General features: G+C 69.8%; 21 protein-coding genes. 15 read left to right on the top strand and 6 right to left on the bottom strand.

Annotated features, from left to right (window positions below; genetic code table 11):
- Nucleotides 1–158: 158 nt before the first annotated feature.
- The gene (locus AB0H86_RS27795) at nucleotides 159–2,702 is read left to right on the top strand and encodes a RelA/SpoT family protein (protein ID WP_362444296.1); all 2,544 of its coding nucleotides are present in this window, start codon (nucleotides 159–161) and stop codon (nucleotides 2,700–2,702) included.
- 75 nt (nucleotides 2,703–2,777) lie between these two features.
- On the opposite strand, the gene AB0H86_RS27800 is transcribed toward AB0H86_RS27795, so the two are convergent.
- Together AB0H86_RS27800 and AB0H86_RS27805 are read right to left on the bottom strand one after the other, a co-directional pair.
- Nucleotides 2,778–4,007 carry a DUF349 domain-containing protein gene (locus tag AB0H86_RS27800; protein ID WP_362444299.1) on the bottom strand — a complete coding sequence of 410 codons (1,230 nt, stop codon included), beginning with the start codon at nucleotides 4,005–4,007 and terminating at the stop codon, nucleotides 2,778–2,780.
- A 135-nt stretch (nucleotides 4,008–4,142) separates the two neighbouring features.
- The gene (locus AB0H86_RS27805) at nucleotides 4,143–4,970 is read right to left on the bottom strand and encodes a peptidylprolyl isomerase (protein WP_362444302.1); all 828 of its coding nucleotides are present in this window, start codon (nucleotides 4,968–4,970) and stop codon (nucleotides 4,143–4,145) included.
- Nucleotides 4,971–5,149: 179 nt separating this feature from the next.
- Between AB0H86_RS27805 and AB0H86_RS27810 the strand changes: the two genes are divergently transcribed.
- Nucleotides 5,150–5,869: an MBL fold metallo-hydrolase gene (locus AB0H86_RS27810; RefSeq protein ID WP_362444305.1), complete on the top strand. Its 720-nt coding sequence runs from the start codon at nucleotides 5,150–5,152 to the stop codon at nucleotides 5,867–5,869.
- A gap of 13 nt (nucleotides 5,870–5,882) precedes the next feature.
- Nucleotides 5,883–7,145 (top strand): histidine--tRNA ligase, encoded by a 1,263-nt coding sequence (gene hisS / locus AB0H86_RS27815; RefSeq protein ID WP_362444308.1) that lies wholly within the window; start codon nucleotides 5,883–5,885, stop codon nucleotides 7,143–7,145.
- A gap of 241 nt (nucleotides 7,146–7,386) precedes the next feature.
- Here hisS and AB0H86_RS27820 read toward each other — a convergent pair whose 3' ends face one another.
- Genes AB0H86_RS27820 through AB0H86_RS27835 form a run of 4 tightly spaced genes read right to left on the bottom strand, consistent with a single transcriptional unit; the run spans nucleotide 7,387 to nucleotide 10,911 of the window.
- Nucleotides 7,387–8,010 (bottom strand): response regulator transcription factor, encoded by a 624-nt coding sequence (locus AB0H86_RS27820; RefSeq protein WP_362444493.1) that lies wholly within the window; start codon nucleotides 8,008–8,010, stop codon nucleotides 7,387–7,389.
- Nucleotides 8,007–9,245, bottom strand: a complete 1,239-nt coding sequence (locus AB0H86_RS27825; RefSeq protein ID WP_362444311.1) for a sensor histidine kinase — start codon at nucleotides 9,243–9,245, stop codon at nucleotides 8,007–8,009. Before AB0H86_RS27825 ends, AB0H86_RS27820 begins: the two co-directional genes overlap by 4 nt.
- Nucleotides 9,203–10,048, bottom strand: coding sequence for an ABC transporter permease (locus AB0H86_RS27830; protein ID WP_362444314.1), 846 nt, complete (start codon nucleotides 10,046–10,048; stop codon nucleotides 9,203–9,205). Before AB0H86_RS27830 ends, AB0H86_RS27825 begins: the two co-directional genes overlap by 43 nt.
- The gene (locus tag AB0H86_RS27835; protein ID WP_362444317.1) at nucleotides 10,045–10,911 is read right to left on the bottom strand and encodes an ABC transporter ATP-binding protein; all 867 of its coding nucleotides are present in this window, start codon (nucleotides 10,909–10,911) and stop codon (nucleotides 10,045–10,047) included. The genes AB0H86_RS27830 and AB0H86_RS27835 overlap by 4 nt, the downstream gene beginning before the upstream one ends.
- A 145-nt stretch (nucleotides 10,912–11,056) precedes the next feature.
- On the opposite strand from AB0H86_RS27835, the gene AB0H86_RS27840 reads away from it, so the two are divergent.
- The 12 genes from AB0H86_RS27840 to AB0H86_RS27895 all read left to right on the top strand — a co-directional run bounded on the left by AB0H86_RS27840 (nucleotide 11,057) and on the right by AB0H86_RS27895 (nucleotide 25,148).
- On the top strand, nucleotides 11,057–11,722 hold the full coding sequence (locus AB0H86_RS27840) for a vitamin K epoxide reductase family protein (protein ID WP_362444320.1): 666 nt from the start codon (nucleotides 11,057–11,059) through the stop codon (nucleotides 11,720–11,722).
- Between the two features lie 69 nt (nucleotides 11,723–11,791).
- Nucleotides 11,792–13,147 (top strand): replication-associated recombination protein A, encoded by a 1,356-nt coding sequence (locus AB0H86_RS27845; protein WP_362444323.1) that lies wholly within the window; start codon nucleotides 11,792–11,794, stop codon nucleotides 13,145–13,147.
- Nucleotides 13,148–13,449: 302 nt separating this feature from the next.
- Entirely contained in the window at nucleotides 13,450–14,064 is a 615-nt protein-coding gene (gene rpsD, locus AB0H86_RS27850) for a 30S ribosomal protein S4 (RefSeq protein ID WP_067428966.1), read from the top strand.
- A 276-nt stretch (nucleotides 14,065–14,340) separates the two neighbouring features.
- Nucleotides 14,341–14,778: a DUF948 domain-containing protein gene (locus AB0H86_RS27855; protein ID WP_362444326.1), complete on the top strand. Its 438-nt coding sequence runs from the start codon at nucleotides 14,341–14,343 to the stop codon at nucleotides 14,776–14,778.
- A 9-nt stretch (nucleotides 14,779–14,787) separates the two neighbouring features.
- Nucleotides 14,788–15,138 carry a hypothetical protein gene (locus AB0H86_RS27860; RefSeq protein WP_362444329.1) on the top strand — a complete coding sequence of 117 codons (351 nt, stop codon included), beginning with the start codon at nucleotides 14,788–14,790 and terminating at the stop codon, nucleotides 15,136–15,138.
- Nucleotides 15,138–17,810, top strand: a complete 2,673-nt coding sequence (alaS, locus tag AB0H86_RS27865) for an alanine--tRNA ligase (RefSeq protein WP_362444332.1) — start codon at nucleotides 15,138–15,140, stop codon at nucleotides 17,808–17,810. The genes AB0H86_RS27860 and alaS overlap by 1 nt, the downstream gene beginning before the upstream one ends.
- Nucleotides 17,811–17,827: 17 nt before the next feature.
- On the top strand, nucleotides 17,828–18,292 hold the full coding sequence (ruvX, locus tag AB0H86_RS27870) for a Holliday junction resolvase RuvX (RefSeq protein WP_362444335.1): 465 nt from the start codon (nucleotides 17,828–17,830) through the stop codon (nucleotides 18,290–18,292).
- Nucleotides 18,293–18,406: 114 nt separating this feature from the next.
- Nucleotides 18,407–20,251 (top strand): endolytic transglycosylase MltG, encoded by a 1,845-nt coding sequence (gene mltG, locus AB0H86_RS27875; protein WP_362444338.1) that lies wholly within the window; start codon nucleotides 18,407–18,409, stop codon nucleotides 20,249–20,251.
- Nucleotides 20,232–21,071 carry a shikimate dehydrogenase gene (locus tag AB0H86_RS27880; RefSeq protein ID WP_362444341.1) on the top strand — a complete coding sequence of 280 codons (840 nt, stop codon included), beginning with the start codon at nucleotides 20,232–20,234 and terminating at the stop codon, nucleotides 21,069–21,071. The genes mltG and AB0H86_RS27880 overlap by 20 nt, the downstream gene beginning before the upstream one ends.
- A gap of 187 nt (nucleotides 21,072–21,258) precedes the next feature.
- Complete coding sequence (gene aroC, locus AB0H86_RS27885; RefSeq protein ID WP_362444345.1) at nucleotides 21,259–22,443, top strand: chorismate synthase; 1,185 nt, start codon at nucleotides 21,259–21,261, stop codon at nucleotides 22,441–22,443.
- Nucleotides 22,444–22,484: 41 nt separating this feature from the next.
- A complete protein-coding gene (gene aroB / locus AB0H86_RS27890; RefSeq protein ID WP_362444496.1) occupies nucleotides 22,485–24,098 on the top strand; it encodes a 3-dehydroquinate synthase in 1,614 nt (537 codons plus the stop codon).
- A gap of 183 nt (nucleotides 24,099–24,281) precedes the next feature.
- Nucleotides 24,282–25,148 (top strand): Pro-rich N-terminal domain-containing protein, encoded by an 867-nt coding sequence (locus AB0H86_RS27895; protein WP_362444348.1) that lies wholly within the window; start codon nucleotides 24,282–24,284, stop codon nucleotides 25,146–25,148.
- Nucleotides 25,149–25,322: the final 174 nt, after the last annotated feature.

Below are 25,322 nucleotides of genomic sequence, written 5' to 3' on the forward strand. Positions count from 1 at the left end.
CGCAGGGACGGGCCCGGAGGAATCCGGCGCCCGTCTCTCCTGTTTACAGGGGTAGACGGTCCTCACAGTGGCCTGAAGGCGATCCCGGCACGCAGGATCGCTACCATGGGGTCTCCGGAGCCTGACCTGGGGACCCGGATCGCGCACGAGGAGTCCTCTTGCCAGACGAGGCCCAGCCCCTTATCGCCGCCAAACCCGAGCCCGGCTCGGCCCCCGCGGCGAAGCCCGCCCCGCACGGGACGAACGCTCCCGGGGCGAAGAACGACACCCGCGGGCCGGTCCAGCACGCCCAGGCCGCGCCCGTCGAGAAGCCGGCCGATCAGACGCGCCCCAAGCCGGTCGAGTCCCAGCGAGCCGTGAACACGCCCGCCGTGCGCCCGGCCACCGGCCAGCCCGCCCGCTCCGGCTCCTCCAACCGCGTCCGCGCCCGCCTCGCCCGCCTCGGTGTCCAGCGCTCCAACCCGTACAACCCGGTCCTGGAGCCGCTGCTGCGGATAGTGCGCAGCAACGACCCGAAGATCGAGACCTCGACGCTGCGCCAGATCGAGAAGGCCTACCAGGTCGCGGAGCGCTGGCATCGCGGCCAGAAGCGCAAGAGCGGCGATCCCTACATCACGCACCCGCTCGCGGTGACCACGATCCTGGCCGAACTGGGTATGGATCCGGCCACCCTCATGGCGGGCCTGCTGCACGACACCGTCGAGGACACCGAGTACGGCCTCGACCAGCTCCGCCGCGACTTCGGCGACCAGGTCGCCCTGCTCGTCGACGGCGTCACCAAGCTGGACAAGGTCAAGTTCGGCGAGGCCGCGCAGGCCGAGACCGTACGCAAGATGGTCGTCGCCATGGCCAAGGACCCACGTGTCCTGGTCATCAAGCTCGCGGACCGCCTGCACAACATGCGCACCATGCGGTACCTCAAGCGCGAGAAGCAGGAGAAGAAGGCGCGCGAGACGCTGGAGATCTACGCGCCGCTCGCCCACCGCCTGGGCATGAACACCATCAAGTGGGAACTGGAGGACCTCGCCTTCGCGATCCTCTACCCCAAGATGTACGACGAGATCGTACGACTGGTGGCCGAGAGGGCACCGAAGCGTGACGAGTACCTGGCCATAGTGACCGACGAGGTCCAGGCCGACCTGCGCTCCGCCCGCATCAAGGCGACCGTCACCGGCCGCCCCAAGCACTACTACAGCGTCTACCAGAAGATGATCGTCCGCGGCCGCGACTTCGCGGAGATCTACGACTTGGTGGGTATTCGGGTACTTGTCGACACGGTCCGCGACTGTTACGCGGCCCTCGGCACCGTGCACGCGCGATGGAACCCGGTCCCCGGCCGGTTCAAGGACTACATCGCGATGCCCAAGTTCAACATGTACCAGTCGCTGCACACGACGGTCATCGGCCCCAACGGCAAGCCCGTCGAACTCCAGATCCGAACGTTCGACATGCACCGCCGCGCCGAGTACGGCATCGCCGCGCACTGGAAGTACAAGCAGGAGGCCGTCGCCGGCACCTCCAAGGTGCGCTCGGACCAGCCGAGGACCACCGGCAAGGACGACCACCTCAACGACATGGCGTGGCTGCGCCAGCTCCTCGACTGGCAGAAGGAGACCGAGGACCCCGGCGAGTTCCTGGAGTCCCTGCGCTTCGACCTCTCGCGCAACGAGGTCTTCGTCTTCACGCCCAAGGGCGACGTGATAGCCCTGCCGGCCGGTGCCACGCCCGTGGACTTCTCGTACGCGGTGCACACCGAGGTGGGCCACCGCACCATAGGCGCCCGCGTCAACGGACGCCTCGTACCGCTGGAATCGACCCTGGACAACGGCGACCTGGTGGAGGTCTTCACGTCCAAGGCGGCCGGGGCGGGCCCGTCCCGGGACTGGCTGAACTTCGTGAAGTCGCCGCGGGCCCGCAACAAGATCCGGGCGTGGTTCTCCAAGGAGCGCCGCGACGAGGCGATCGAGCAGGGCAAGGACGCGATCGTCCGCGCGATGCGCAAGCAGAACCTGCCGATCCAGCGCATCCTGACCGGCGACTCCCTCGTGACGCTCGCCCACGAGATGCGCTACCCGGACATCTCCGCGCTGTACGCGGCGATCGGCGAGGGCCATGTCTCCGCGCAGAACGTCGTGCAGAAGCTGGTCCAGGCGCTCGGTGGCGAGGAGGCGGCCACCGAGGAGATCGACGAGTCGGTCCCGCCGTCCCGCGGACGCGGTCGCAAGCGGCGCAGCAATAACGACCCGGGTGTCGTGGTCAAGGGCGTCGACGACGTGTGGGTCAAGCTCGCCCGCTGTTGCACGCCGGTCCCCGGCGACCCGATCATCGGCTTCGTCACCCGGGGCAGTGGCGTATCGGTTCACCGCAGCGACTGCGTGAACGTGGATTCACTGTCGCGCGAGCCAGAGCGGATCCTCGAGGTGGAGTGGGCGCCCACCCAGTCCTCGGTCTTCCTGGTCGCCATCCAGGTCGAGGCCCTGGACCGCTCCCGGCTCCTCTCCGACGTCACCCGCGTGCTGTCGGACCAGCACGTCAACATCCTCTCCGCGGCCGTGCAGACCTCCCGCGACCGCGTCGCCACCTCCCGGTTCACCTTCGAGATGGGCGACCCCAAGCACCTCGGGCACGTCCTGAAGGCGGTCAGGGGCGTCGAGGGCGTGTACGACGTGTACCGGGTGACATCGGCGCGCAGCCGGTCGTAGGGCACGCCTCGCGCAGGCATACGAGAAGGGGCTCCCGTACCGAAGTACGGGAGCCCCTTTCCGGTGTCCGAGACGTCAGCCGCCGAACTCGTGCAGACCCTTCAGCGCCTGGTCCAGAAGCGCCTGGCGGCCCTCCAGCTCACGCTGGAGTTTGTCGGCCCTGGCGTTGTTGCCCTGGGCGCGCGCCTGCTCGATCTGGCCCGTCAGCTTGTCCACGGCCGCCTGGAGCTGGCCCGTCAGACCCTCGGCACGCGCGCGTGCCTCCGGGTTCGTCCGGCGCCACTCGGTCTCCTCGGCCTCCTGGATGGCCCGCTCGACGGCGTGCATCCGGCCCTCGACCTTCGGCCGGGAGTCCCGCGGCACATGGCCGATGGCCTCCCAGCGCTCGTTGATCGAGCGGAACGTGGCCCGGGCACCCTTCAGTTCCCCGATCGGCAGGAGCTTCTCGGCCTCCTCGGCCAGCTCCTCCTTCAGCTTCAGGTTCTCCGCCTGCTCGGCGTCCCGCTCCGCGAAGACCGAGCTGCGGGCGGCGAAGAAGACGTCCTGGGCACCGCGGAAGCGGTTCCACAGATCGTCCTCGTGCTCGCGCTGGGCGCGGCCGGCCGCCTTCCACTCGGACATCAGGTCGCGGTAGCGGGCGGCCGTGGGGCCCCAGTCCGTCGAGCCGGACAGCGACTCGGCCTCCGCGACCAGGCGCTCCTTGGTCCTGCGGGCCTCCTCGCGCTGCGCGTCCAGGGACGCGAAATGGGCCTTGCGGCGCTTGGAGAACGCCGAGCGGGCGTGCGAGAAGCGGTGCCACAGCTCGTCGTCCGACTTGCGGTCCAGGCGCGGCAGCCCCTTCCAGGTGTCCACCAGGGACCGCAGCCGCTCACCCGCCGCCCGCCACTGGTCGGACTGCGCGAGCTCCTCGGCTTCGGCGACCAGCGCCTCCTTGGAGTGCCGGGCCTCGTCCGACTGCTTCGCGCGCTGCTGCTTGCGCTCCTCGCGGCGCTTGTCGACGGTCTCCACGAGCTTGTCCAGGCGGACCCGCAGGGCGCCCAGGTCGCCGACCGCGTGATGCGCGTCGACCTGCTCGCGGATGTGGTCGATGGCGGCCTGCGCGTCCTTCGCCGACAGGTCGGTGGTCTTCACTCGCTTCTCGAGGAGGCCGATCTCGACAACCAGGCCCTCGTACTTGCGCTCGAAGTAGGCCAGTGCTTCCTCGGGGGAGCCTGCCTGCCAGGAACCGACGACCTGCTCGCCGTCGGCCGTACGCACGTACACGGTCCCCGTCTCGTCGACGCGGCCCCACGGGTCGCTGCTCACAGCGCCTCCTCCACATGATGCCTGCGAGGGGCCTCAGCACCCCCGGGCATCGTCCACAGTTTCGTCACGGCCAACATAGGCGACCGGCGGGTTGCCTGTCCGCATCCCGCGCGACCGAAATTTCGCAGCTGGCGGTCAGGATTTGGTGACAGTTGCCTTGTTGATCACGACAGTCGCGTTGGGTGCCGTATTGCCCGTCGTGGGGTCCGCGGCCTGGGCACCCGCGGCCGCGATCTTCTTGAGGACCTTCATGCCGGAATCGGACACCGTGCCGAACGGTGTGTAGCTCGGCGGGAGCTGACTGTCCTGGTAGACGAGGAAGAACTGGCTGCCGCCGGTGTGCGCCTGGCCGGTGTTCGCCATCGCTACGGTGCCCGCCGGGTAGACGTTGCTCTTGAGGCTTTTGTCCTTCAGGTTCTCGTCCGGGATCGTGTAGCCGGGACCACCGCTGCCGCTGCCCGTCGGGTCGCCGCACTGCAGCACGTAGATGCCCTCGGTGGTGAGCCGGTGGCACTTGGTGTGGTCGAAGAAGCCCTTGCCCGCGAGGAAGTCGAACGAGTTCACGGTGTGCGGCGCCGCCGACGTCTTCAGCGCGAGGTCTATCTCGCCGCACGTCGTCGCGAGCTTCATCGTGTACTTGGCCGACTTGTCGATGGTCACCGCCGGCTCCTTCTTCCAGGTCGCCGTCTTGACCTTGCCGGCCGCGGGCTTCCCACACGGATCCGGTGCCTTGCTCGTCGGCGCGGCGCTCGGCGTCGTCTCGGAGCTCGCGTTGGACTTGTCGTCCTCCTTGAGGACTCCGGTCGTGTACAGGGCCAGACTGCCCACCAGGATCACGCCGAGCACCGACGCGATCACCGAGTTGCGCATGCGCGCCTTGCGACGCGCGGCCGTGCGCCGCTGCTGCTGCCGCAAGAACTTCTCACGGGCGAGCTGACGCTTCCGCTGTTCCTGGGTGACCACCGGGTTCTCTCCTCATGCGTCTCGTACGTCGACTGGGGCGCGTGCGTCTTGTGAGCCGACTGCCTGCGTGTGCCCCGTACCGTATATGGGTTCGCTGAGGAATCGGCAGCGCCGGTAGGCTCTGACCACAGGCGTAACCGTCCTGAAGCCCACCCGAATCGACACAACGAAGGACGATCGTGCTCATTGCCGGGTTCCCCGCCGGGGCCTGGGGGACGAACTGTTATCTCGTCGCCCCCGCCGCCGGTGAGGAGTGCGTGATCATCGACCCCGGCCACCAGGCCGCCCAGGGAGTCGCGGAGACGCTGAAGAAGCATCGGCTCAGGCCCGTGGCCGTCGTCCTCACCCACGGTCACATCGACCATGTGGCCTCGGTCGTCCCGGTGTGCGGCGCGCACGACGTACCGGCCTGGATCCACCCCGAGGACCGGTTCATGATGAGCGACCCCGAGAAGGCGCTCGGGCGTTCCATCGGGATGCCGCTGATGGGCGAGCTGACCGTGGGGGAGCCGGACGACGTCCGCGAGCTCACCGACGGCGCGAAGCTGCAACTGGCGGGTCTGGAGCTGTCCGTCGCGCACGCGCCGGGCCATACCAAGGGGTCGGTGACCTTCGGGCTGCCCGAGGCGGCGGACATTCCGCCGGTCTTCTTCTCGGGCGACCTGCTCTTCGCCGGCTCCATCGGACGCACCGACCTGCCCGGCGGTGACATGGCCGAGATGCTCGACTCGCTGGCCCACGTGTGCCTGCCGCTCGACGACTCGACCGTGGTGCTGTCCGGCCACGGCCCCCAGACGACCATCGGCCAGGAGCGCGCCACCAACCCGTATCTGCGGCAGGCGGCCGCAGGCCGCCCAGACCGCGGCGCGGATGTCGACGCTCCCCGACGAGGAATGTGACGAGAGACCTTCCGTGAGCACCTTCAAGGCCCCCAAGGGCACCTACGACCTGATTCCGCCGGACTCCGCGACGTTCCTGGCCGTCCGCGAGGCGATCGCCGGGCCGCTGCGCAACTCCGGCTACGGCTACATCGAGACGCCGGGCTTCGAGAACGTGGAGCTCTTCGCCCGCGGTGTCGGTGAGTCGACCGACATCGTGACGAAGGAGATGTACGCCTTCGAGACCAAGGGCGGCGACCGGCTCGCCCTGCGCCCCGAGGGCACGGCGTCCGTGCTGCGCGCCGCGCTGGAGGCCAACCTGCACAAGGCGGGCAACCTCCCGGTCAAGCTCTGGTACTCCGGCTCGTACTACCGCTACGAGCGCCCCCAGAAGGGCCGTTACCGCCACTTCTCCCAGGTGGGCGCCGAGGCGATCGGTGCCGAGGATCCGGCGCTGGACGCCGAACTGATCATCCTGGCCGACCAGGCGTACCGCTCACTGGGCCTCAGGAACTTCCGGATCCTGCTGAACTCCCTGGGCGACAAGGAGTGCCGGCCGGTGTACCGGGAGGCGCTGCAGACCTTCCTCCGGGGCCTGGACCTCGACGAGGACACGCTCCGCCGCGCGGACATCAACCCGCTGCGGGTGCTGGACGACAAGCGCCCCGACGTCCAGAAGCAGCTGACCGACGCCCCGCTCCTGCGCGACTACCTCTGCGACGCCTGCAAGGCGTACCACGAGGAGGTCCGTGAGCTGATCACGGCGGCGGGCGTCACCTTCGAGGACGACCCGAGGCTGGTACGCGGCCTGGACTACTACACCCGTACGACGTTCGAGTTCGTCCACGACGGTCTGGGCTCGCAGTCCGCGGTGGGCGGCGGTGGCCGGTACGACGGCCTGTCCGAGATGATCGGCGGCCCCGCGCTGCCGTCCGTCGGCTGGGCGTTGGGCGTCGACCGTACGGTCCTCGCCCTGGAGGCGGAGGGCGTCGAGCTCGAACTCCCCTCCACGACCAGCGTGTTCGCGGTCCCGCTGGGCGAGGAGGCCCGCCGGGTGCTGTTCGCGAAGGTCACCGAGCTGCGCAAGGTGGGTGTCGCGGCGGACTTCTCCTACGGTGCCAAGGGGCTCAAGGGCGCGATGAAGAACGCCAACCGCAGCGGCGCCCGTTACACGATCGTCGCCGGTGAACGCGACCTCGCCGAGGGCGTCGTCCAGCTCAAGGACATGGAGTCCGGCGAGCAGACGGCGATCGGCGTGAACGAGATCGTGGCGGAACTGGAGTCTCGGCTGGGCTGAGGGGGGGCGGCGGGAGGTTTTCGCCCCCGCCGCCCTTACCCATCCCGTCCCTGGGGGCTGCCGCCCCCAGACCCCCGCTTCGGCCCTGAAGGGGCCTCGTCCTCAAACGCCGGACGGGCTGAAAAATCAGCCCCTCCGGCGTTTGAGGAGCGGGGGTTCAGGGGGCAGAGCCCCCGAAGGGGTTGAAGGGGCGAAGCCCCTGGAGGACGGGACGGGTAGGGGCGGCGGGGGCGGAAACAACTCAGTCGAACAGCCCGTACCGCATCGCGCTGGTGACGGCGGCTGTGCGGTCGGTGACGCCCAACTTGCCGAAGGCGCGCAGGAGATGGGTCTTCACCGTCGACTCGCCTATGAACAGGCGGCGCCCGATCTCCGCGTTGGTGCAGCCCTCCGCCACCAGTCGCAGTACCGCCGTCTCGCGTTCCGAGAGCCGGGGGCGTTCCGGCTTGGTGCGGAGCTGGTCGACCAGTCGGGCGGCGACGGAGGGGGCCAGCACGGTCTCGCCCCGCGCGGCGGCCCGTACCGCGTTCGCCAGTTCGCCGCGCGGCAGATCCTTCAGCAGGTAGCCCGCCGCCCCCGCCTCCACCGCCCGCAGAATGTCCCGGTCCGTCTCGTACGTAGTCAGGACGATCACCCGGCAGGACAGTTTCGCCTCGCTCATCCGCACGATGGAGTCCACGCCCCCGCCGCCCGGCATCCGCAGGTCCATCAGCACGATGTCGGGCCGCAGTTCCGCCGCCATGGCCTCCGCCTGAGGTCCGCTGGACGCGTCGGCGACCACCTCCAGATCCGGCTCGGCACTCAGCATCGCCCGCAGGCCCTCCCGTACGACGGGATGGTCGTCGGCCAGGATGATCCGGATCACCATGCGCTCCTCGGGGACGGTACGGGAAGGCGGACGGTCACCGTCGTACCGTCGCCGGGGGTGCTGCGTACCTGAGCCGTCCCGCCGACCTCGGTGGCCCGGGCCCGCAGCCCCGCCAGACCGTAGCCGCCCGTCACGGTGTCCGGGTCGAAGCCGCAGCCGCCGTCCCGTACCGACACGGTCAGGGCGCCGTCGGTGTACGCAAGGGAAATGCCCACCCCGGTCGAACTCCCCGCGTGCTTGCGGGCGTTGGTCAGCGCCTCCTGGCAGGCGCGCAGGGCCACCACCTCGGGGCCGGCGGGCAGCGGACGTACGGCACCCGTGACGTCCAGTGTCGCCTGGTGGCGTGCGGCCAGCCGGCGCAGCGCGTCCGGGAGCGAGGCGCCCTCCAGGTCGGCGGGTGTACCCCCGGCGACCAGGGCGCGTGCCTCGGCCAGGTTCTGCCGGGCCGTCTCGTCCATCAGCGCCAGATGGCGGCGGGCCTGCGGCACGTCGTGGTCGAGTTCCGCCTCGACGGCCTGGGTCAGCATCAGCAGGCTGGTGAAGCCCTGTGCGAGCGTGTCGTGGATCTCCCGGGCCATCCGTTCCCGCTCGGCCAGGGCACCGTGTGCCGTCGACAGCCGGGAGACCTCATGGCGGCTCGCGTCCAGCTCCGCGATCAGCGCGGCCCGCTCCTGGCTCTGCTCGATGATCCGGATGATCCAGCCGCCGAGGGCCACCGAGAAGACGAGGGACACCACGGCGAACAGCCCGTTGAAGAAGACCTCCCGGTCGCCGGGCCGCCACACCAGGGCCCAACCGATCACGGGCGCGAGGTTGATGAAGGCCACCGCCTCCAGCGCCCGCCGCATCCGCAGTGTCATGAAGCACTGGGGCACCAGCGCGAACGTCATCAGCCGGGTCTCGCCCACGAGGATCGCCGACGGCAGGAACAGCGCCACCGCCGCCACCAGGTAGGCCAGGGCCCGCCGTTCCTCGGGCGGATCGCCCCGCAGGACGGGCCGCCCCACCCACACGAACAGGGGGACCAGCGGGACCAGGAGCGCCGCCGCGGTGACCCGGACCGGCCGCCCCGGGTAGTCCGCGCCGAGCACGGACACCAGGGTGGCCAGCCAGATGATCGCGAAGTAGGTGTCCCAGATCCGGAACGACCGCGCCCAGCTGTAGGCGCCGACGGCGTCGTCCGGATCGGTCACCCGTCGCGCCGGTTCTTCCACCGGAAGGTCAGCAGACACAGCAGCAATCCTCCGACGCACCACGCCCCGAGCACCAGGGCGATCCGGCCGAACTCCCAGCTTCCCGTCTGCTCCAGGACCTGAGCCGACTCCGGCAGGAACACCCCGCGCAGCCCCTGGCACATCCACTTCAGCGGGAACAGCGCACCGATGTTCAGCATCCAGTCGGGGATGGTGTCGATCGCGATGTACACCCCGGAGATGAACTGCAGCACCAGGAACGGGAGAACGACCACGGAGCTGGCGCTCTTGCCCGACTTCGGCACCGAACTGATCGCGATCCCCAGCAGCGCGCACGCCGTCAGCCCGAGGAGGAAGATCCAGCCGAAGTCGAACCAGCGGCCCGCGTCGGACGGGAGGTCGACGTCGTACAACGTCGTGCCGACGGCCAGCAGGATCGCCGTCTCCAGTACACCGGTGACCAGAACCAGCCAGATCTTCCCGAGGAAGTACGCCGCCGGCGGCATCGGCGTGCCGCGCAGCCGGCGCAGCACCTTCTCGTCCCGCTCGATGGCGATGGAGATACCGAGGGACTGGAAGCTCGTCGACATGATGCCGGCGGCCATCATCGCCGGGACGTACAGCTGAGAGGCGTTGATGCCGGCGTCCTGGACGTCGTCGCGGAAGATCGAGGCGAACAGGAACAGGAACACCACCGGGAAGGCGAAGGTGAACACCACCTGGTCGCGCTGCCGAAAGAACTGTTTCACCTCCAGGGCGCCGCGCCGCAGCCCCAGTCCCCAGGTTCCGGGCAGTCGCCCGCCGGGCGTCTCGGTCCGGGGTCGTACGGCGGTCGTGGTCATCGCGCGTCCTCCTGTCCGGTCAGCCGGAGATAGACGTCCTCCAGCGTGGGGCGGCTCACCCGAAGTCCCGGGATCTCGCCGTCGAAGCGGCGCATCAGCTCGGCGATCGTCCGGGTGGGCGTGTCCGTGCGTTCCGCGCGCGGGGTGCCGTCCGGCTCGCTCCACTCGACGGTGGCTCCGGTGCCGTACCGCTCCCGCAGGGCGGCGGGCTCGCCCTCGGCGACGACCTGTCCCCGGGTGACCACGGCCAGCCGGTCGGCGAGGGCCTCCGCCTCCTCCAGGTAGTGCGTGGTGAGCAGGATGGTCGTGCCCTCGTCGGACAGCTTGCGGATCAGGTCCCAGAACTGGCGCCTGGCCGCCGGGTCGAAACCGGTCGTCGGCTCGTCCAGGAGCAGCAGTTCGGGGTCGCCGATCACTCCGAGCGCCACGTCGAGACGCCGGCGCTGCCCACCGGACAGCGCCTTGATCCGGCTGCCCGCCTTGGCCTCCAGCCCCACCAGGCCGATGACCTCCTCCGGGTCCCGCGGCCTCGGGTAGTAGCGGGCGAAGTGCCGCACGGTCTCGTCGACCGTCAACTCCGCGGGTGCGGATTCGTCCTGCCAGACGATTCCGACACGTGAGCGCCACGCACGTGTGCCGTGCGCCGGATCCGCGCCCAGGACGGACACCTCGCCCGCGTCCCGGGAACGGTTGCCCTGGAGGATCTCGACCGTCGTGCTCTTGCCCGCGCCATTGGGTCCCAGCAGGCCGAACACCTCGCCCTGGTGGATGCCGAGGTCGATACCGTCGACCGCGGTCACGTCGCCGTACCGCTTGCGCAGCCCCCGTACGTCCACCGCGAGGCCCTTCGCGTGTGTTGTCATGCGGTCGATCCTCGGCCTGAACCGAACGTTCCGGGACGACCGTGCGTACTTCCTTATGTCCACCGAACAGTGGACACGCGGCCGCGTGCGGCAGAATGGCCGATGGCCGAAGTAGGTCCACCTCACGAGCAGACGGATCGGCGTGATGAGCAAGACCACAGTCAAAGACGTCTCCACCGAGCCCGACCCGTCGTCGGACGCCGACGGCGACGCCGTGACGCGCACGGTGGGCGGCAGCCGGGCCTTCGCCCTGCTGCTGGTGATCACCGGCGCGGCGGGTCTGCTCGCCGCCTGGGTCATCACGATCGACAAGTTCAAGCTGCTCGAGGCCAAGGTGGAGGGCAAGACCTTCGTCCCCGGCTGCAGCCTGAACCCCGTCGTCTCCTGCGGCAGCGTCATGGAGAGCAAGCAGGCCGCCGCCTTCGGGTTCCCCAACCCGATGCTCGGTCTCGTCTGCTACGGCATCGTCATCGGCGTCGGCGTGAGCCTGCTCGCCCGGGCCCGCTTCCCGCGCTGGTACTGGCTGACCTTCAACTTCGGCACGCTCTTCGGCGTGGGCTTCTGCACCTGGCTGCAGTTCCAGTCGCTGTACCGGATCAACGCGCTGTGCCTGTGGTGCTCCCTGGCCTGGGTCGCCACGATCGTCATGTTCTGGTACGTGACGTCGTTCAACATCCGCAACGACTTCCTGCCCACCCCGCGCTGGCTGAAGAACTTCTTCGGCGAGTTCACCTGGGTCATGCCCGTCCTGCACGTCGGCATCATCGGCATGCTGATCCTGACCCGCTGGTGGGACTTCTGGATCAGCTGACCCTCCCGGTCAGGAGCCGACCGACGGCCACGACCGGGGTTGTCAGTGGGGTGACATAGGGTTTTGGGTGTGGAGCCCGACCTGTTCACCGCCGCAGCAGAAGAACGTCAGGAGAAGGACCCGGCCGCCAGCCCCCTGGCCGTCCGGATGCGCCCGCGCACGCTCGACGAGGTCGTGGGCCAGCAGCACCTCCTGAAGCCGGGCTCTCCGCTGCGCAGACTCGTCGGCGAGGGCGCGGGCGGCCCGGCCGGACCGTCCTCGGTGATCCTCTGGGGCCCGCCTGGCACCGGCAAGACGACCCTGGCGTATGTGGTCTCCAAGGCCACCGACAAACGCTTCGTCGAGCTGTCGGCGATCACCGCCGGTGTCAAGGAGGTCCGGGCGGTCATCGAGGGGGCCCGCAGGGCCACCGGTGGCTTCGGCAAGGAGACCGTCCTCTTCCTCGACGAGATCCACCGCTTCAGCAAGGCCCAGCAGGACTCCCTGCTCCCGGCCGTCGAGAACCGCTGGGTGACGCTGATCGCGGCGACGACGGAGAACCCGTACTTCTCGGTGATCTCCCCGCTGCTGTCCCGCTCCCTGCTCCTCACCCTCGAACCCCTCACCGACGAGGACCTGCGCGGACTGCTGCACCGCGCCCTCGCCGCCGAGCGCGGCCTCAAGGACGCCGTCACCCTCCCCGAGGACACCGAGGGGCACCTGCTGCGGATCGCCGGCGGCGACGCCCGCCGCGCCCTGACCGCCCTGGAGGCCGCCGCCGGGGCGGCCCTGGACAAGGGCGAGACGGAGGTCGGCCTCCAGACACTGGAGGAGACGGTGGACCGCGCCGCCGTGAAGTACGACCGCGACGGCGACCAGCACTACGACGTGGCCAGCGCCCTCATCAAGTCCATCCGCGGTTCCGACGTCGACGCGGCCCTGCACTACCTGGCCCGCATGATCGAGGCCGGCGAGGACCCCCGCTTCATCGCCCGCCGCCTGATGATCTCCGCCAGCGAGGACATCGGCCTCGCCGACCCGAACGCCCTGCCGATCGCGGTGGCCGCCGCCCAGGCCGTCGCCATGATCGGCTTCCCCGAGGCAGCCCTCACCCTCAGCCACGCCACCATCGCCCTCGCCCTGGCCCCGAAGTCGAACGCCGCGACCCTGGCGATCGGCGCGGCCATGGAGGACGTACGCAAGGGACTGGCCGGACCCGTGCCGCCCCATCTGCGAGACGGCCACTACAAGGGCGCCGCCAAGCTGGGGCACGCACAGGGGTACGTGTATCCGCACGACCTCCCCGAAGGCATCGCCGCCCAGCAGTACGCACCGGACGCGATCAAGGACCGCGAGTACTACGCACCCACCCGGCACGGAGCCGAGGCCCGGTTCGCGGACGCGGTGGAGTGGACCCGCAAGTACCTCGGTCGCAAGCGGTCCTGAACACCCTGTAGAATCGCCCCCAGTGCTGCGTCCCGTGTCCGACCCCGGTCGGCGCCTCAGGCGGGACATCCAGCCGGATCTGTTGATCCAGGAGCGTCGCGCACCGCCGTAGGTGTCGCGGGCAGCCCACCACCACCCGGGTTTCCGGGAGCGGTCGGTGGGCCGTTCGTGTGCTGCACATATGTGCCCAGACCAGGGGAACGGCTGCCTGACATGTCCCTCGTGGACCTGTCGGGATTCCCCGGCTGCGGATGCGACCTCCCGTAACCCTGAGGCAGCCGAAAAGGAAAAGGAAAAGAAGAGTGGCGAACCAGCCCCGCCCCAAGGTCAAGAAGTCGCGTGCCCTCGGCATCGCGCTGACCCCGAAGGCCGTCAAGTACTTCGAGGCCCGCCCCTACCCGCCGGGCGAGCACGGCCGCGGCCGCAAGCAGAACTCGGACTACAAGGTCCGTCTGCTCGAGAAGCAGCGCCTGCGCGCGCAGTACGACGTGTCCGAGCGCCAGCTCGTCCGCGCCTACGAGCGTGCCGCCAAGACCCAGGGCAAGACCGGTGAGGCCCTGGTCATCGAGCTCGAGCGCCGTCTCGACGCGCTGGTCCTGCGTTCGGGCATCGCCCGCACGATCTACCAGGCCCGCCAGATGGTCGTCCACGGCCACATCGAGGTCAACGGCCAGAAGGTCGACAAGCCCTCCTTCCGCGTCAAGCCCGACGACGTCGTGATGGTCCGCGAGCGCAGCCGCGAGAAGACGCTGTTCTCGATCGCGCGTGAGGGCGGCTTCGCCCCCGACGGCGAGACCCCGCGCTACCTCCAGGTGAACCTCCGCGCCCTGGCCTTCCGCCTGGACCGCGAGCCGAACCGCAAGGAGATCCCGGTGATCTGCGACGAGCAGCTCGTCGTCGAGTACTACGCCCGCTGATCACCCAGCGGCGGACGTAGCACCACCCGCGCCTCAGCCCGCCGTCTCCCCACCCTTCCGGGTGGGCGAGGCGGCGGGCTCTCGCATGTCCCAGAACGCCCGGCGCGGCGCCGAGCGCCCGTGTCGGCGTGGAGAGTTCGGCGGGTATTCAGTCCGTACGATCGGGCCGCCGCGAGGCCGCCGCGCGCGGACGGTAATCCGGTACGGAGCGCCATCCTCGGCGCGATAGGCTCGGCGTACGACTTTTTCAATATGCAGGCACGTTTCAGGGAGCGGGTGCACACAGTGTCCGGTGGAGAGGTGGCCGGGATCCTGGTGGCCGTCTTCTGGGCGATCCTGGTCTCCTTCCTCGCCGTCGCGCTGGCGAGGCTGGCCCAGACGCTCAGGGCGACCACCAAGCTCGTGGCGGACGTGACCGATCAGGCCGTCCCGCTGCTGGCCGACGCCTCCGCGGCGGTGCGCTCCGCGCAGACCCAGATCAACCGGGTCGACTCGATCGCGTCGGACGTCGAGGAGGTCACGTCGAACGCCTCCGCGCTGTCGACCACCGTCGCCTCCACGTTCGGCGGCCCCCTGGTCAAGGTCGCTGCCTTCGGCTACGGCGTACGCCGGGCCCTCGGCGGACGCAAGGACGACGTGCCTGCCAAGGCGCCCCGGCGAACCGTGATCGTGGGCCGCACGGTGTCTCGGCGGGGCAAGCGGAAGAAGGACTGAGAGCCAGCGATGTTCCGCCGTACCTTCTGGTTCAGCACGGGCGTCGCCGCCGGTGTCTGGGCCACCACCAAGGTCAACCGCAAGCTGAAGCAGCTGACGCCCGAGAACCTCGCCGCGAGCGCGGCGAACAAGGCACTCGAGGCCGGTCACCGCATCAAGGACCGCGCGGTGGGTTTCGCGCTCGACGTCCGCGACGGCATGGCCCAGAGAGAGGCCGAGCTGGGGGAGGCGCTGGGGATCAACGAGAACCCCGAACTCCCCGCCCCCCGGCGGTACGCCGCCATCGAGAACCGCAACACCCCGAAGTCCGTCGACAGCGACAGGACGACGTACACGTACAACCGGAATGAGGACCACTGATGGAGTCGGCCGAGATTCGTCGCCGCTGGTTGAGCTTCTTCGAGGAGCGCGGGCACACCGTCGTCCCTTCGGCGTCGCTCATCGCGGACGACCCGACTCTGCTCCTCGTCCCGGCCGGCATGGTGCCCTTCAAGCCCTACTTCCTCGGTGAGGTCAAGCCGCCCTTCAGCCGCGCCACCAGCGTGCAGAAGTGCGTGCGCACACCCGACATCGAAGAGGTCGGCAAGACCACGCGGCACGGCACCTTCTTCCAGATGTGCGGCAACTTCTCCTTCGGCGACTACTTCAAGGAAGGCGCCATCAAGCACGCCTGGGAGCTGCTCACCAGCTCCCAGGACAAGGGTGGTTACGGCCTGGAGCCGGAGAAGCTCTGGATCACCGTCTACAAGGACGACGACGAGGCCGAGCGCATCTGGCACGAGATCGTCGGTGTGCCCAAGGAGCGCATCCAGCGCCTCGGCATGAAGGACAACTACTGGTCCATGGGCGTTCCCGGCCCGTGCGGACCCTGTTCCGAGATCAACTACGACCGCGGCCCCGAGTTCGGCGTCGAGGGCGGCCCCGCCGTCAACGACGAGCGGTACGTGGAGATCTGGAACCTCGTCTTCATGCAGTACGAGCGCGGCGAGGGCATCGGCAAGGACAACTTCGAGATCCTGGGCGACCTGCCGAGCAAGAACATCGACACGGGCCTCGGCATGGAGCGGCTCGCCATGATTCTGCAGGGTGTGCAGAACATGTACGAGATCGACACCTCCATGGCCGTCATCAAGAAGGCCACCGGGCTGACCGGTGTCGAGTACGGCGACGCCCACGACTCCGACGTCTCCCTGCGCGTGGTCACCGACCACATGCGCACGTCGGTCATGCTCATCGGCGACGGCGTGACCCCCGGCAACGAGGGCCGCGGTTATGTGCTGCGCCGCATCATGCGCCGCGCCATCCGCAACATGCGTCTGCTCGGTGCCACCGGCCTGGTCGTCGCGGACCTGGTCGACACGGTCATCGAGATGATGGGCCAGCAGTACCCGGAGCTCGTCACCGACCGCGAGCGCATCGAGAAGGTCGCCGTCGCCGAGGAGAACGCCTTCGTCAAGACGCTGAAGGCCGGCACCAACATCCTCGACACCGCCGTCACCGAGACCAAGGCCTCCGGTGGCCAGGTCCTCGCCGGCGACAAGGCCTTCCTGCTCCACGACACCTGGGGCTTCCCGATCGACCTCACCCTGGAGATGGCCGCCGAACAGGGCCTGTCCGTGGACGAGGAGGGTTTCCGCCGCCTCATGAAGGAGCAGCGGGAGCGCGCCAAGGCCGACGCCCAGGCCAAGAAGACCGGCCACGCCGGTGCCGGTGCCTACCGCGAGATCGCCGACAAGGCCGGCGCCACCGACTTCATCGGCTACGCGGACACCGAGAGCGAGTCCACGATCGTCGGCATCCTCGTCGACGGCGCCTCCTCCCCGGCCGCCACCGAGGGCGACGAGGTCGAGATCGTCCTGGACCGCACGCCCTTCTACGCCGAGGGCGGCGGCCAGATCGGCGACACCGGCCGCATCAAGGTGGACACCGGCGCCGTCATCGAGATCCGCGACTGCCAGAAGCCGGTCCCGGGGGTGTACGTCCACAAGGGCGTCGTGCAGTTCGGCGAGGTCACCGTCGGCGCCAAGGCCCAGGCCTCCATCGACACCCGCCGCCGCACGGCCATCGCCCGCGCCCACTCGGCCACCCACCTCACCCACCAGGCCCTGCGCGACGCCCTCGGCCCGACGGCCGCCCAGGCCGGTTCCGAGAACCAGCCCGGCCGCTTCCGCTTCGACTTCGGTTCGCCGTCCGCCGTTCCCACGGTCGTGATGACCGACGTCGAGCAGAAGATCAACGAGGTGCTCGCCCGCGACCTGGATGTCCGCGCCGACGTCATGGGTATCGACGAGGCCAAGAAGCAGGGCGCCATCGCCGAGTTCGGCGAGAAGTACGGCGAGCGCGTCCGCGTGGTCACCATCGGCGACTTCTCCAAGGAGCTGTGCGGCGGCACGCACGTCCACAACACCGCCCAGCTGGGCCTGGTGAAGCTGCTCGGCGAGTCGTCGATCGGCTCAGGCGTGCGCCGCATCGAGGCCCTGGTCGGCGTGGACGCGTACAACTTCCTCGCCCGTGAGCACACGGTCGTAGCCCAGCTCCAGGAGCTGATCAAGGGTCGCTCGGAGGAGCTTCCGGAGAAGGTCTCCGCCATGCTCGGCAAGCTGAAGGACGCCGAGAAGGAGATCGAGAAGTTCCGCGCCGAGAAGGTGCTCCAGGCCGCCGCCGGTCTCGTCGAGTCCGCCAAGGACGTCCGCGGTGTCGCCGTGGTCACCGGTCAGGTCCCCGACGGCACCACCCCCGACGACCTGCGCAGGCTGGTCCTCGACGTGCGTGGCCGTATCCAGGGCGGCAGGGCCGCCGTGGTCGCCCTGTTCACGGTCAACAACGGCAAGCCGCTCACGGTCATCGCCACCAACGAGGCCGCCCGCGAGCGCGGTCTCAAGGCCGGCGACCTGGTCCGTACCGCCGCCAAGACCCTCGGCGGCGGCGGTGGCGGCAAGCCGGACGTAGCCCAGGGCGGCGGCCAGAACGCGGCCGCCGTCGGCGACGCCGTCGACGCCGTCGAGCGGCTTGTGGCCGAGACGGCCAAGTGACCGGAGAAGGACACGCCATGCGCCGCGGCCGTCGACTCGCCATCGACGTCGGGGACGCCCGTATCGGGGTCGCCTCGTGCGACCCCGACGGGATCCTCGCCACCCCGGTGGAGACGGTCCCCGGGCGGGACGTCCCGGCAGCGCACCGCAGGCTGAGGCAACTGGTCGAGGAGTACGAACCGATCGAGGTCGTCGTCGGTCTCCCGCGCTCCCTCAAGGGGGGCGAGGGCCCGGCCGCCGTCAAGGTCCGCGGCTTCGCCCAGGAGCTCGCGAAGGGGATCGCGCCGGTGACGGTGAGACTCGTCGACGAGCGGATGACGACGGTGACGGCCAGTCAGGGACTGCGCGCTTCCGGAGTGAAATCCAAGAAGGGCAGATCGGTCATTGACCAGGTAGCGGCCGTGATCATCCTTCAGCAGGCGCTGGAATCCGAACGAGTGTCAGGTAAAGCACCCGGCGAGGGCGTCGAAGTAGTCATCTGATCGCGATACGGTAACGTTCCGCGCGATGCGGCGGTATTCGAACAGCCACCGCACAAAGAGAGGCGGAACGGGAGCCGGGCCGGGCGACCGCCACCTCGCGGCTCTAGGGGATCGATGACTGAGTATGGCCGGGGCGAAGGCTCCGAACCGTGGCATCCGGAGGACCCGTTGTACGGGGACGACGGATGGGGCGGACAGCAGGCTCCCACCGGCCGGCAGTCCCCCTACGGCGGCCAGCCGCAGCACTATCCAGAGCAGCAGCAGCAGCCCCAGCAGCCGCAGTACGGCGATGGAAGCTGGGGCGACGGCCAACAGGCCGCTTACGGTCAGGCGCAGCAGCAGTACCAGCAGCAGCAGTACCGGCAGCAGTACGGCGAGCAGCAGCAGTACGACGGCCAACAGCACTACGACCAGCAGCAGTACGCGGCCCAGCAGCACCAACAGCAGCAGTATCAGAACCAGCAGTATCAGAACCAGCAGGGCCAGCCGCAGTACCAGAACCAGCAGGGCCAGCCGCAGTACCAGAACCAGCAGAACCAGCAGAACCAGCAGCAGTACGACAACGGCGGCTGGGCCACCGGCACGCACGCGAACGTCCCGTACACCGACCCGTCGGACCCGTACGGACAGAAGAACGTGGCGTACGGCGGGGAACAGGCCGACCACTACGGCACCCCGGACGCCTACCCTCCGCCGGAGCCGCCCGCGCGTCGGGCCGCCGAGCCCGAGCCGCCCAAGACCGACTGGGATCCCGGCCCCGATCAGGGCGAACACGCCTTCTTCGCGGGCGGCGACGATGACGGTGATGACGGCGACGACGAGTCGGGTGAGCGCGGCGGACGCGGTGACCGGCGGGGCCGGGGCGGCGGCAAGGAGAAGAAACGTCGCAGCGGCTGCGCCTGTCTGGTGGTCGTCCTGGTGTTCGGCGGCGGACTGGGTGGAGTCGGGTATTTCGGCTACCAGTTCTACAAGGCTCGTTTCGGCTCGGCTCCGGACTACGCGGGGGACGGCACGAGCAAGACCGTCACCGTCGAGATCCCCAAGGGCGCGGGCGGGTACGAGATCGGTCAGCGCCTGAAGAAGGCCGGCGTCGTCAAGAGCGTCGATGCCTTCGTGTCCGCGCAGGAGCAGAACCCCGAGGGGAAGAAGCTCCAGGCCGGCGCCTACCTGCTGAAGACCGAGATGTCCGCCTCAAGTGCCGTCGATATGATGCTCGATCCCGAGAGCCAGAACAATGTTCTGGTCAGGCCGGGCGAGCGAAATCTGACTGTCTACGCGGCGATCGACGAGAAACTCGAATTGTCCTCCGGCGCCACCGAGAAGGCCGCCGAGAAGAAGTACAAGAGCCTCGGCGTCCCGGACTGGGCGAACGACAGCAGCGACATCAAGGACCCGCTGGAAGGATTCCTCTACCCGGGGACCTATCCCGCAGCCAAGGGCATGAAGCCCGAGACGGTCCTGAAGCAGATGGTGACGCAGGCCGCGAAGAAGTACGAGCAGTACGGCCTCTCGTCGAAGGCCAAGGCACTGAAGCTGGACAACCCGCTGCAGGTTCTGACGGTGGCCAGCCTCATCCAGGCCGAGGGCAAGACGGAGGACGACTTCCGCAAGATGGCGGAGGTGGTCTACAACCGTCTGAACCTCGCGAACCCTGAGACCTACGGGCTGTTGCAGTTCGACTCGACCTTCAACTACCTGAAAAAAGAAAGCAACATCAACATCAGCGAGTCGGAGATCAACAGCAACAAGGACCCGTACAACACGTACACCCGGAAGGGTCTGCCGCCCGGGCCGATCGACAATCCCGGCGACCAGGCGCTCAAGGCGGCACTGAATCCGACCGATGACGGTTGGTACTACTTTGTGGCGACCGACGGCGTGAACAAGACAGAATTCGCCAAGACGCACGCTGAATTCCAGAGGCTCAAGGACAAGTTCAATGAGAGCTCGGGCAGCTGAGACCCGCCGGGCCGCCGTGCTCGGCAAGCCCATCGCCCACTCCCTCTCCCCGGCGCTGCATCGCGCCGCCTACCGGGAGCTGCGCCTCACCGACTGGTCGTACGACCGGTTCGAGCTCGACGAGGCCGCCCTGCCGGCCTACTTCGCGAAGCTCGGCCCCGAGTGGGCCGGGCTGTCGGTGACCATGCCGCTGAAGCGGGCCGTCATCCCGTTGCTCGACGAGATCACCGAAACCGCGGCCTCGGTGGACGCGGTCAACACGGTCGTGTTCACCGAGGACGGGCGCCGCGTCGGCGACAACACCGATATCCCCGGCATGGTCGCCGCCCTGCGGGAACACGGCATCGAACAGGTCGACTCGGCGGCGGTCCTCGGCGCCGGCGCCACCGCCTCCTCCGCGCTCGCCGCACTGGCCCGCATCTGCACCGGCGAGGTCGTCGCCTACGTCCGCAGCAAGGCTCGCGCCGCCGAGATGCGGCAGTGGGGAGAGCGGCTCGACATCGAGGTGCGGACGGCGGACTGGGCGGACGCCGCACAGGCCCTGCACGCCCCGCTCGTCGTCGCCACCACCCCGGCCGGGACCACCGACGCGCTCTCCTCGGCGGTGCCGGAACGGCCCGCCACCCTTTTCGACGTGCTCTACGACCCGTGGCCGACGGCCCTCGCGGCCCGCTGGTCGGGGTACGGCGGGGCCGTCGTCAGCGGCCTCGACCTCCTGGTGCACCAGGCGGTGCTCCAGGTGGAGCAGATGACGGGCTGTACCCGGGCCCCGCTGGACGCCATGCGCAAGGCCGGCGAGCACGCGCTCGCCGCCCGCTAGGAACCGCTCGGTTCCGGGCCGGGAAGCGGTGTCCCGTCCGTCCTGTGGACCGGCGGCCGGTCCCGGGGCCCGGACGTGGGAGGATCGGATGTGGCGGGCCGGGGCCGCGCACCCGGTCGCGCCGTTGCCGTACGCGAGGACACGCGTACGGCGGGCAGTACCAGGGCGCGAGCACTGAGGAGCACCGTTGAGCAGGTTGCGCTGGCTGACCGCGGGGGAGTCCCACGGTCCCGCACTCGTGGCGACGCTGGAGGGGCTTCCCGCCGGCGTGCCGATCACCACGGAAATGGTGGCGGACCACCTGGCCCGGCGCCGGCTCGGTTATGGACGCGGCGCGCGAATGAAGTTCGAGCGTGACGAGGTCACGTTCATCGGTGGTGTGCGGCACGGCCTCACCCTGGGTTCCCCGGTCGCGGTGATGGTGGGCAACACCGAGTGGCCGAAGTGGGAGCAGGTGATGGCGGCCGACCCCGTCGACCCCGAGATCCTGGCGGGCCTGGCCCGCAACGCCCCGCTGACCCGCCCGCGGCCCGGCCACGCCGACCTGGCCGGCATGCAGAAGTACGGCTTCGACGAGGCCCGGCCGATCCTGGAGCGCGCCTCCGCCCGGGAGACGGCGGCCCGGGTGGCGTTGGGCGCGGTGGCCCGGTCGTACCTGAAGGAGACGGCCGGCATCGAGATCGTCTCGCACGTCGTGGAGCTGGCCTCGGCGAAGGCGCCCTACGGCGTCTACCCCAAGCCGTCCGACGTCGAGAAGCTGGACGCCGACCCGGTGCGCTGCCTGGACGCGGACGCCTCGAAGGCGATGGTCGCGGAGATCGACCAGGCCCACAAGGACGGCGACACCCTCGGTGGTGTGGTGGAGGTGTTGGCGTACGGGGTGCCGGTGGGCCTCGGCTCGCACGTGCACTGGGACCGCCGGCTGGATGCCCGGCTGGCCGCCGCCCTGATGGGGATCCAGGCGATCAAGGGTGTCGAGGTCGGCGACGGCTTCGACCTGGCGCGCGTGCCCGGTTCCCGGGCGCACGACGAGATCGTCGTCACCGACGAGGGCATCAGGCGGGCGACGGGCCGTTCCGGCGGCACCGAGGGCGGGCTGTCCACCGGTGAACTGCTGCGGGTGCGGGCGGCGATGAAGCCGATCGCGACCGTGCCGCGAGCCCTGCAGACCGTGGACGTGGTCACCGGCGAGGCGACCGCCGCCCACCACCAGCGCTCCGACGTGTGCGCGGTCCCGGCGGCCGGGATCGTCGCCGAGGCGATGGTGGCGCTGACCGTCGCGGACGCGGTCGCGGAGAAGTTCGGCGGCGACTCGGTGCCTGAGACCCGGCGCAACGTCCAGTCCTACCTCGACAGCCTGGCGATCCGGTGAGTCCGGTGACCGCCGTGCCCCTGATCGTGCTCGTCGGCCCGATGGGCGTGGGCAAGTCCACCGTCGGGCAACTGCTCGCGGAGCGGCTGGGCTGTGCGTACCGGGACACCGACGACGACATCGTCACCGCGCAGGGCAGGACCATCGCGGAGATCTTCGTCGAGGAGGGCGAGGAGGCCTTCCGGGTGATCGAGAAGCAGGCGGTGCGCGAGGCGCTCGCCCGGCACAACGGTGTCCTCGCCCTCGGCGGCGGCGCCATTCTGGACGCGGACACCCGCGCCCTGCTGGCCGGGCAACGCGTCGTCTACCTCTCGATGGACGTCGAGGAGGCGGTCCGGCGCACCGGCCTGAACGCCGCCCGTCCGCTGCTGGCGGTCAACCCGCGCAAGCAGTGGCGGGAGTTGATGGAGGCGAGGCGGCACCTGTACGAGTCGGTCGCCACGGCCGTGGTGGCCACCGACGGCCGTACGCCCGAGGAAGTCACCCAAACCGCCCTGGACGCACTGGAGTTGAAGACTGCAATTCCCGGGGGTCAACCCCCGGACCCCCGGCCGGAGGACGTAATGGCGAACCAGGTTACAAGGATCCAGGTCGGCGGCACCGCGGGCAGCGATCCGTACGAGGTTCTGGTGGGCCGGCAACTCCTGGGCGAGCTGCCCGGGTTGATCGGCAACCGGGTCAAGCGGGTCGCGATCGTCCACCCCGAGGCACTGGCCGACACGGGCGACGCGCTCCGCGACGACCTGGCCGGGCAGGGCTACGAGGTCGTCGCCATCCAGGTGCCGAACGCGGAGGAGGCCAAGACCGCCGAGGTCGCCGCCTACTGCTGGAAGGCGCTCGGCCAGTCCGGGTTCACCCGCTCCGATGTCATCATCGGCGTCGGCGGGGGCGCCAGCACCGACCTCGCCGGGTTCGTGGCCGCGACCTGGCTGCGCGGAGTGCGCTGGATCGCCGTCCCGACCACCGTGCTCGCCATGGTGGACGCGGCCGTCGGCGGCAAGACCGGCATCAACACCGCCGAGGGCAAGAACCTCGTCGGCTCGTTCCACCCCCCGGCCGGTGTGCTGTGCGACCTGGCCGCGCTGGACTCCCTCCCGGTCAACGACTACGTCTCCGGGCTCGCCGAGATCATCAAGGCCGGCTTCATCGCCGACCCGAGGATCCTGGAGCTCATCGAGGCCGACCCCGAGGCCGCCCGGACCCCGGCGGGCCCGCACACCGCCGAGCTCATCGAGCGCTCCATCCGGGTCAAGGCCGAGGTCGTCTCCTCCGACCTCAAGGAGTCGGGCCTCAGGGAGATCCTCAACTACGGCCACACGCTCGCCCACGCCATCGAGAAGAACGAGCGCTACAAGTGGCGGCACGGCGCGGCCGTCTCGGTCGGCATGCACTTCGCCGCCGAACTGGGCCGCCTCGCGGGCCGGTTGGACGACGCCACCGCCGACCGCCACCGCGCGGTCCTGGAGTCGGTCGGCCTGCCGCTGCACTACCGCTACGACCAGTGGCCCAAGTTGCTGGAGACCATGAAGGTCGACAAGAAGTCCCGCGGCGACCTGCTCCGCTTCATCGTCCTGGACGGGCTGGCCAAGCCCACCGTCCTGGAGGGACCCGACCCGGCCGTCCTCCTCGCCGCGTACGGCGAGGTGGGCGAGTAGGTCCCGCCGTAGTCCATCGGCCTCTATCGGCCTCCATCGGCCCGATTCGCCTTGCGCGAATGGGCACTTCGGGCCGCCCCCGGCCGTTTCACCAAATGACCGCCGGGGGCGGTACCGTTCGGTAGCAAGCGGGGCCGCCCCGCTGTCAGCGTCTATCGCCTGTACGAGACGGAGTGGCACCGGATGCAGCACGCAGTGGGTTCTCCGCTGCCGCCGCCCCACCAGCCGGGGCACGGACCGGCAAGCGGCTGGTCGCCGGCCGCACATCATCCGGGGCCGCACCACCCGGGTACCCACCAGAACTCCGCCCCCGTGCCCCCGCCGCCTCCCGCCCCCGGCTACACCCAGGCTCCCGCGCCACCGGTGCCCCCCACACCGCAGCACGCCCCGGTGCCCCCGGTCCCCGACACCACCGGCCATGTGCCGCTGCCGCCCGGCGGCCCCGTCCCCATGCCCACCGCCCCGCCCGCGACGGCCCCCCACGACCCGGCCGCCACCACCCTCGCGGTGCTGCTCATCGGCCCCGCGGGCGCCGGCAAGACCAGCGTCGCCAAGTACTGGGCGGACCACCGCCGGGTCCCCACCGCCCACATCAGCCTGGACGACGTACGCGAATGGGTCCGCTCCGGTTTCGCCGACCCCCAGTCAGGGTGGAACGACCACTCCGAGGCGCAGTACCGCCTGGCCCGCCGCACCTGCGGCTTCGCCGCGCGCAACTTCCTCGCCAACGGGATCTCGTGCATCCTCGACGACGCGGTCTTCCCGGACCGCCCGGTCGTCGGCCTCGGCGGCTGGAAGCGGCACGTGGGCCCGGGGCTGCTGCCCGTGGTCCTGCTGCCCGGACTGGAGATCGTCCTGGAGCGCAACGCGGAACGCTCCGGCAACCGCCGCCTCACCGACGACGAGGTCGCCCGCATCCACGGCCGCATGGCCGGCTGGTACGGCTCCGGCCTCCCCATCATCGACAACTCCCAGCTCGACGTACCCCAGACGGCCCAGGTCCTGGACGACGTACTGGCAAGGTCGATAGCAAGCCCACCGAACTGGTGAAGCCGGGGGACTGAGCCCGGCCAAAGGGGCGCGCGGCCGTATCGGCATGCGGCTCGGCCGCGTGAGCGCGACCAGCTCCCACGCTCCCGCGGACAACAGACCACGCTCGGACGCACCCCGGTCCCCCGAACGGCACTCTCCCAACCAGCACAATTCCGACACGGCTCCTACGCT

Source organism: Streptomyces sp. NPDC050997, assembly GCF_040660135.1.
Lineage (GTDB): Bacteria > Actinomycetota > Actinomycetes > Streptomycetales > Streptomycetaceae > Streptomyces.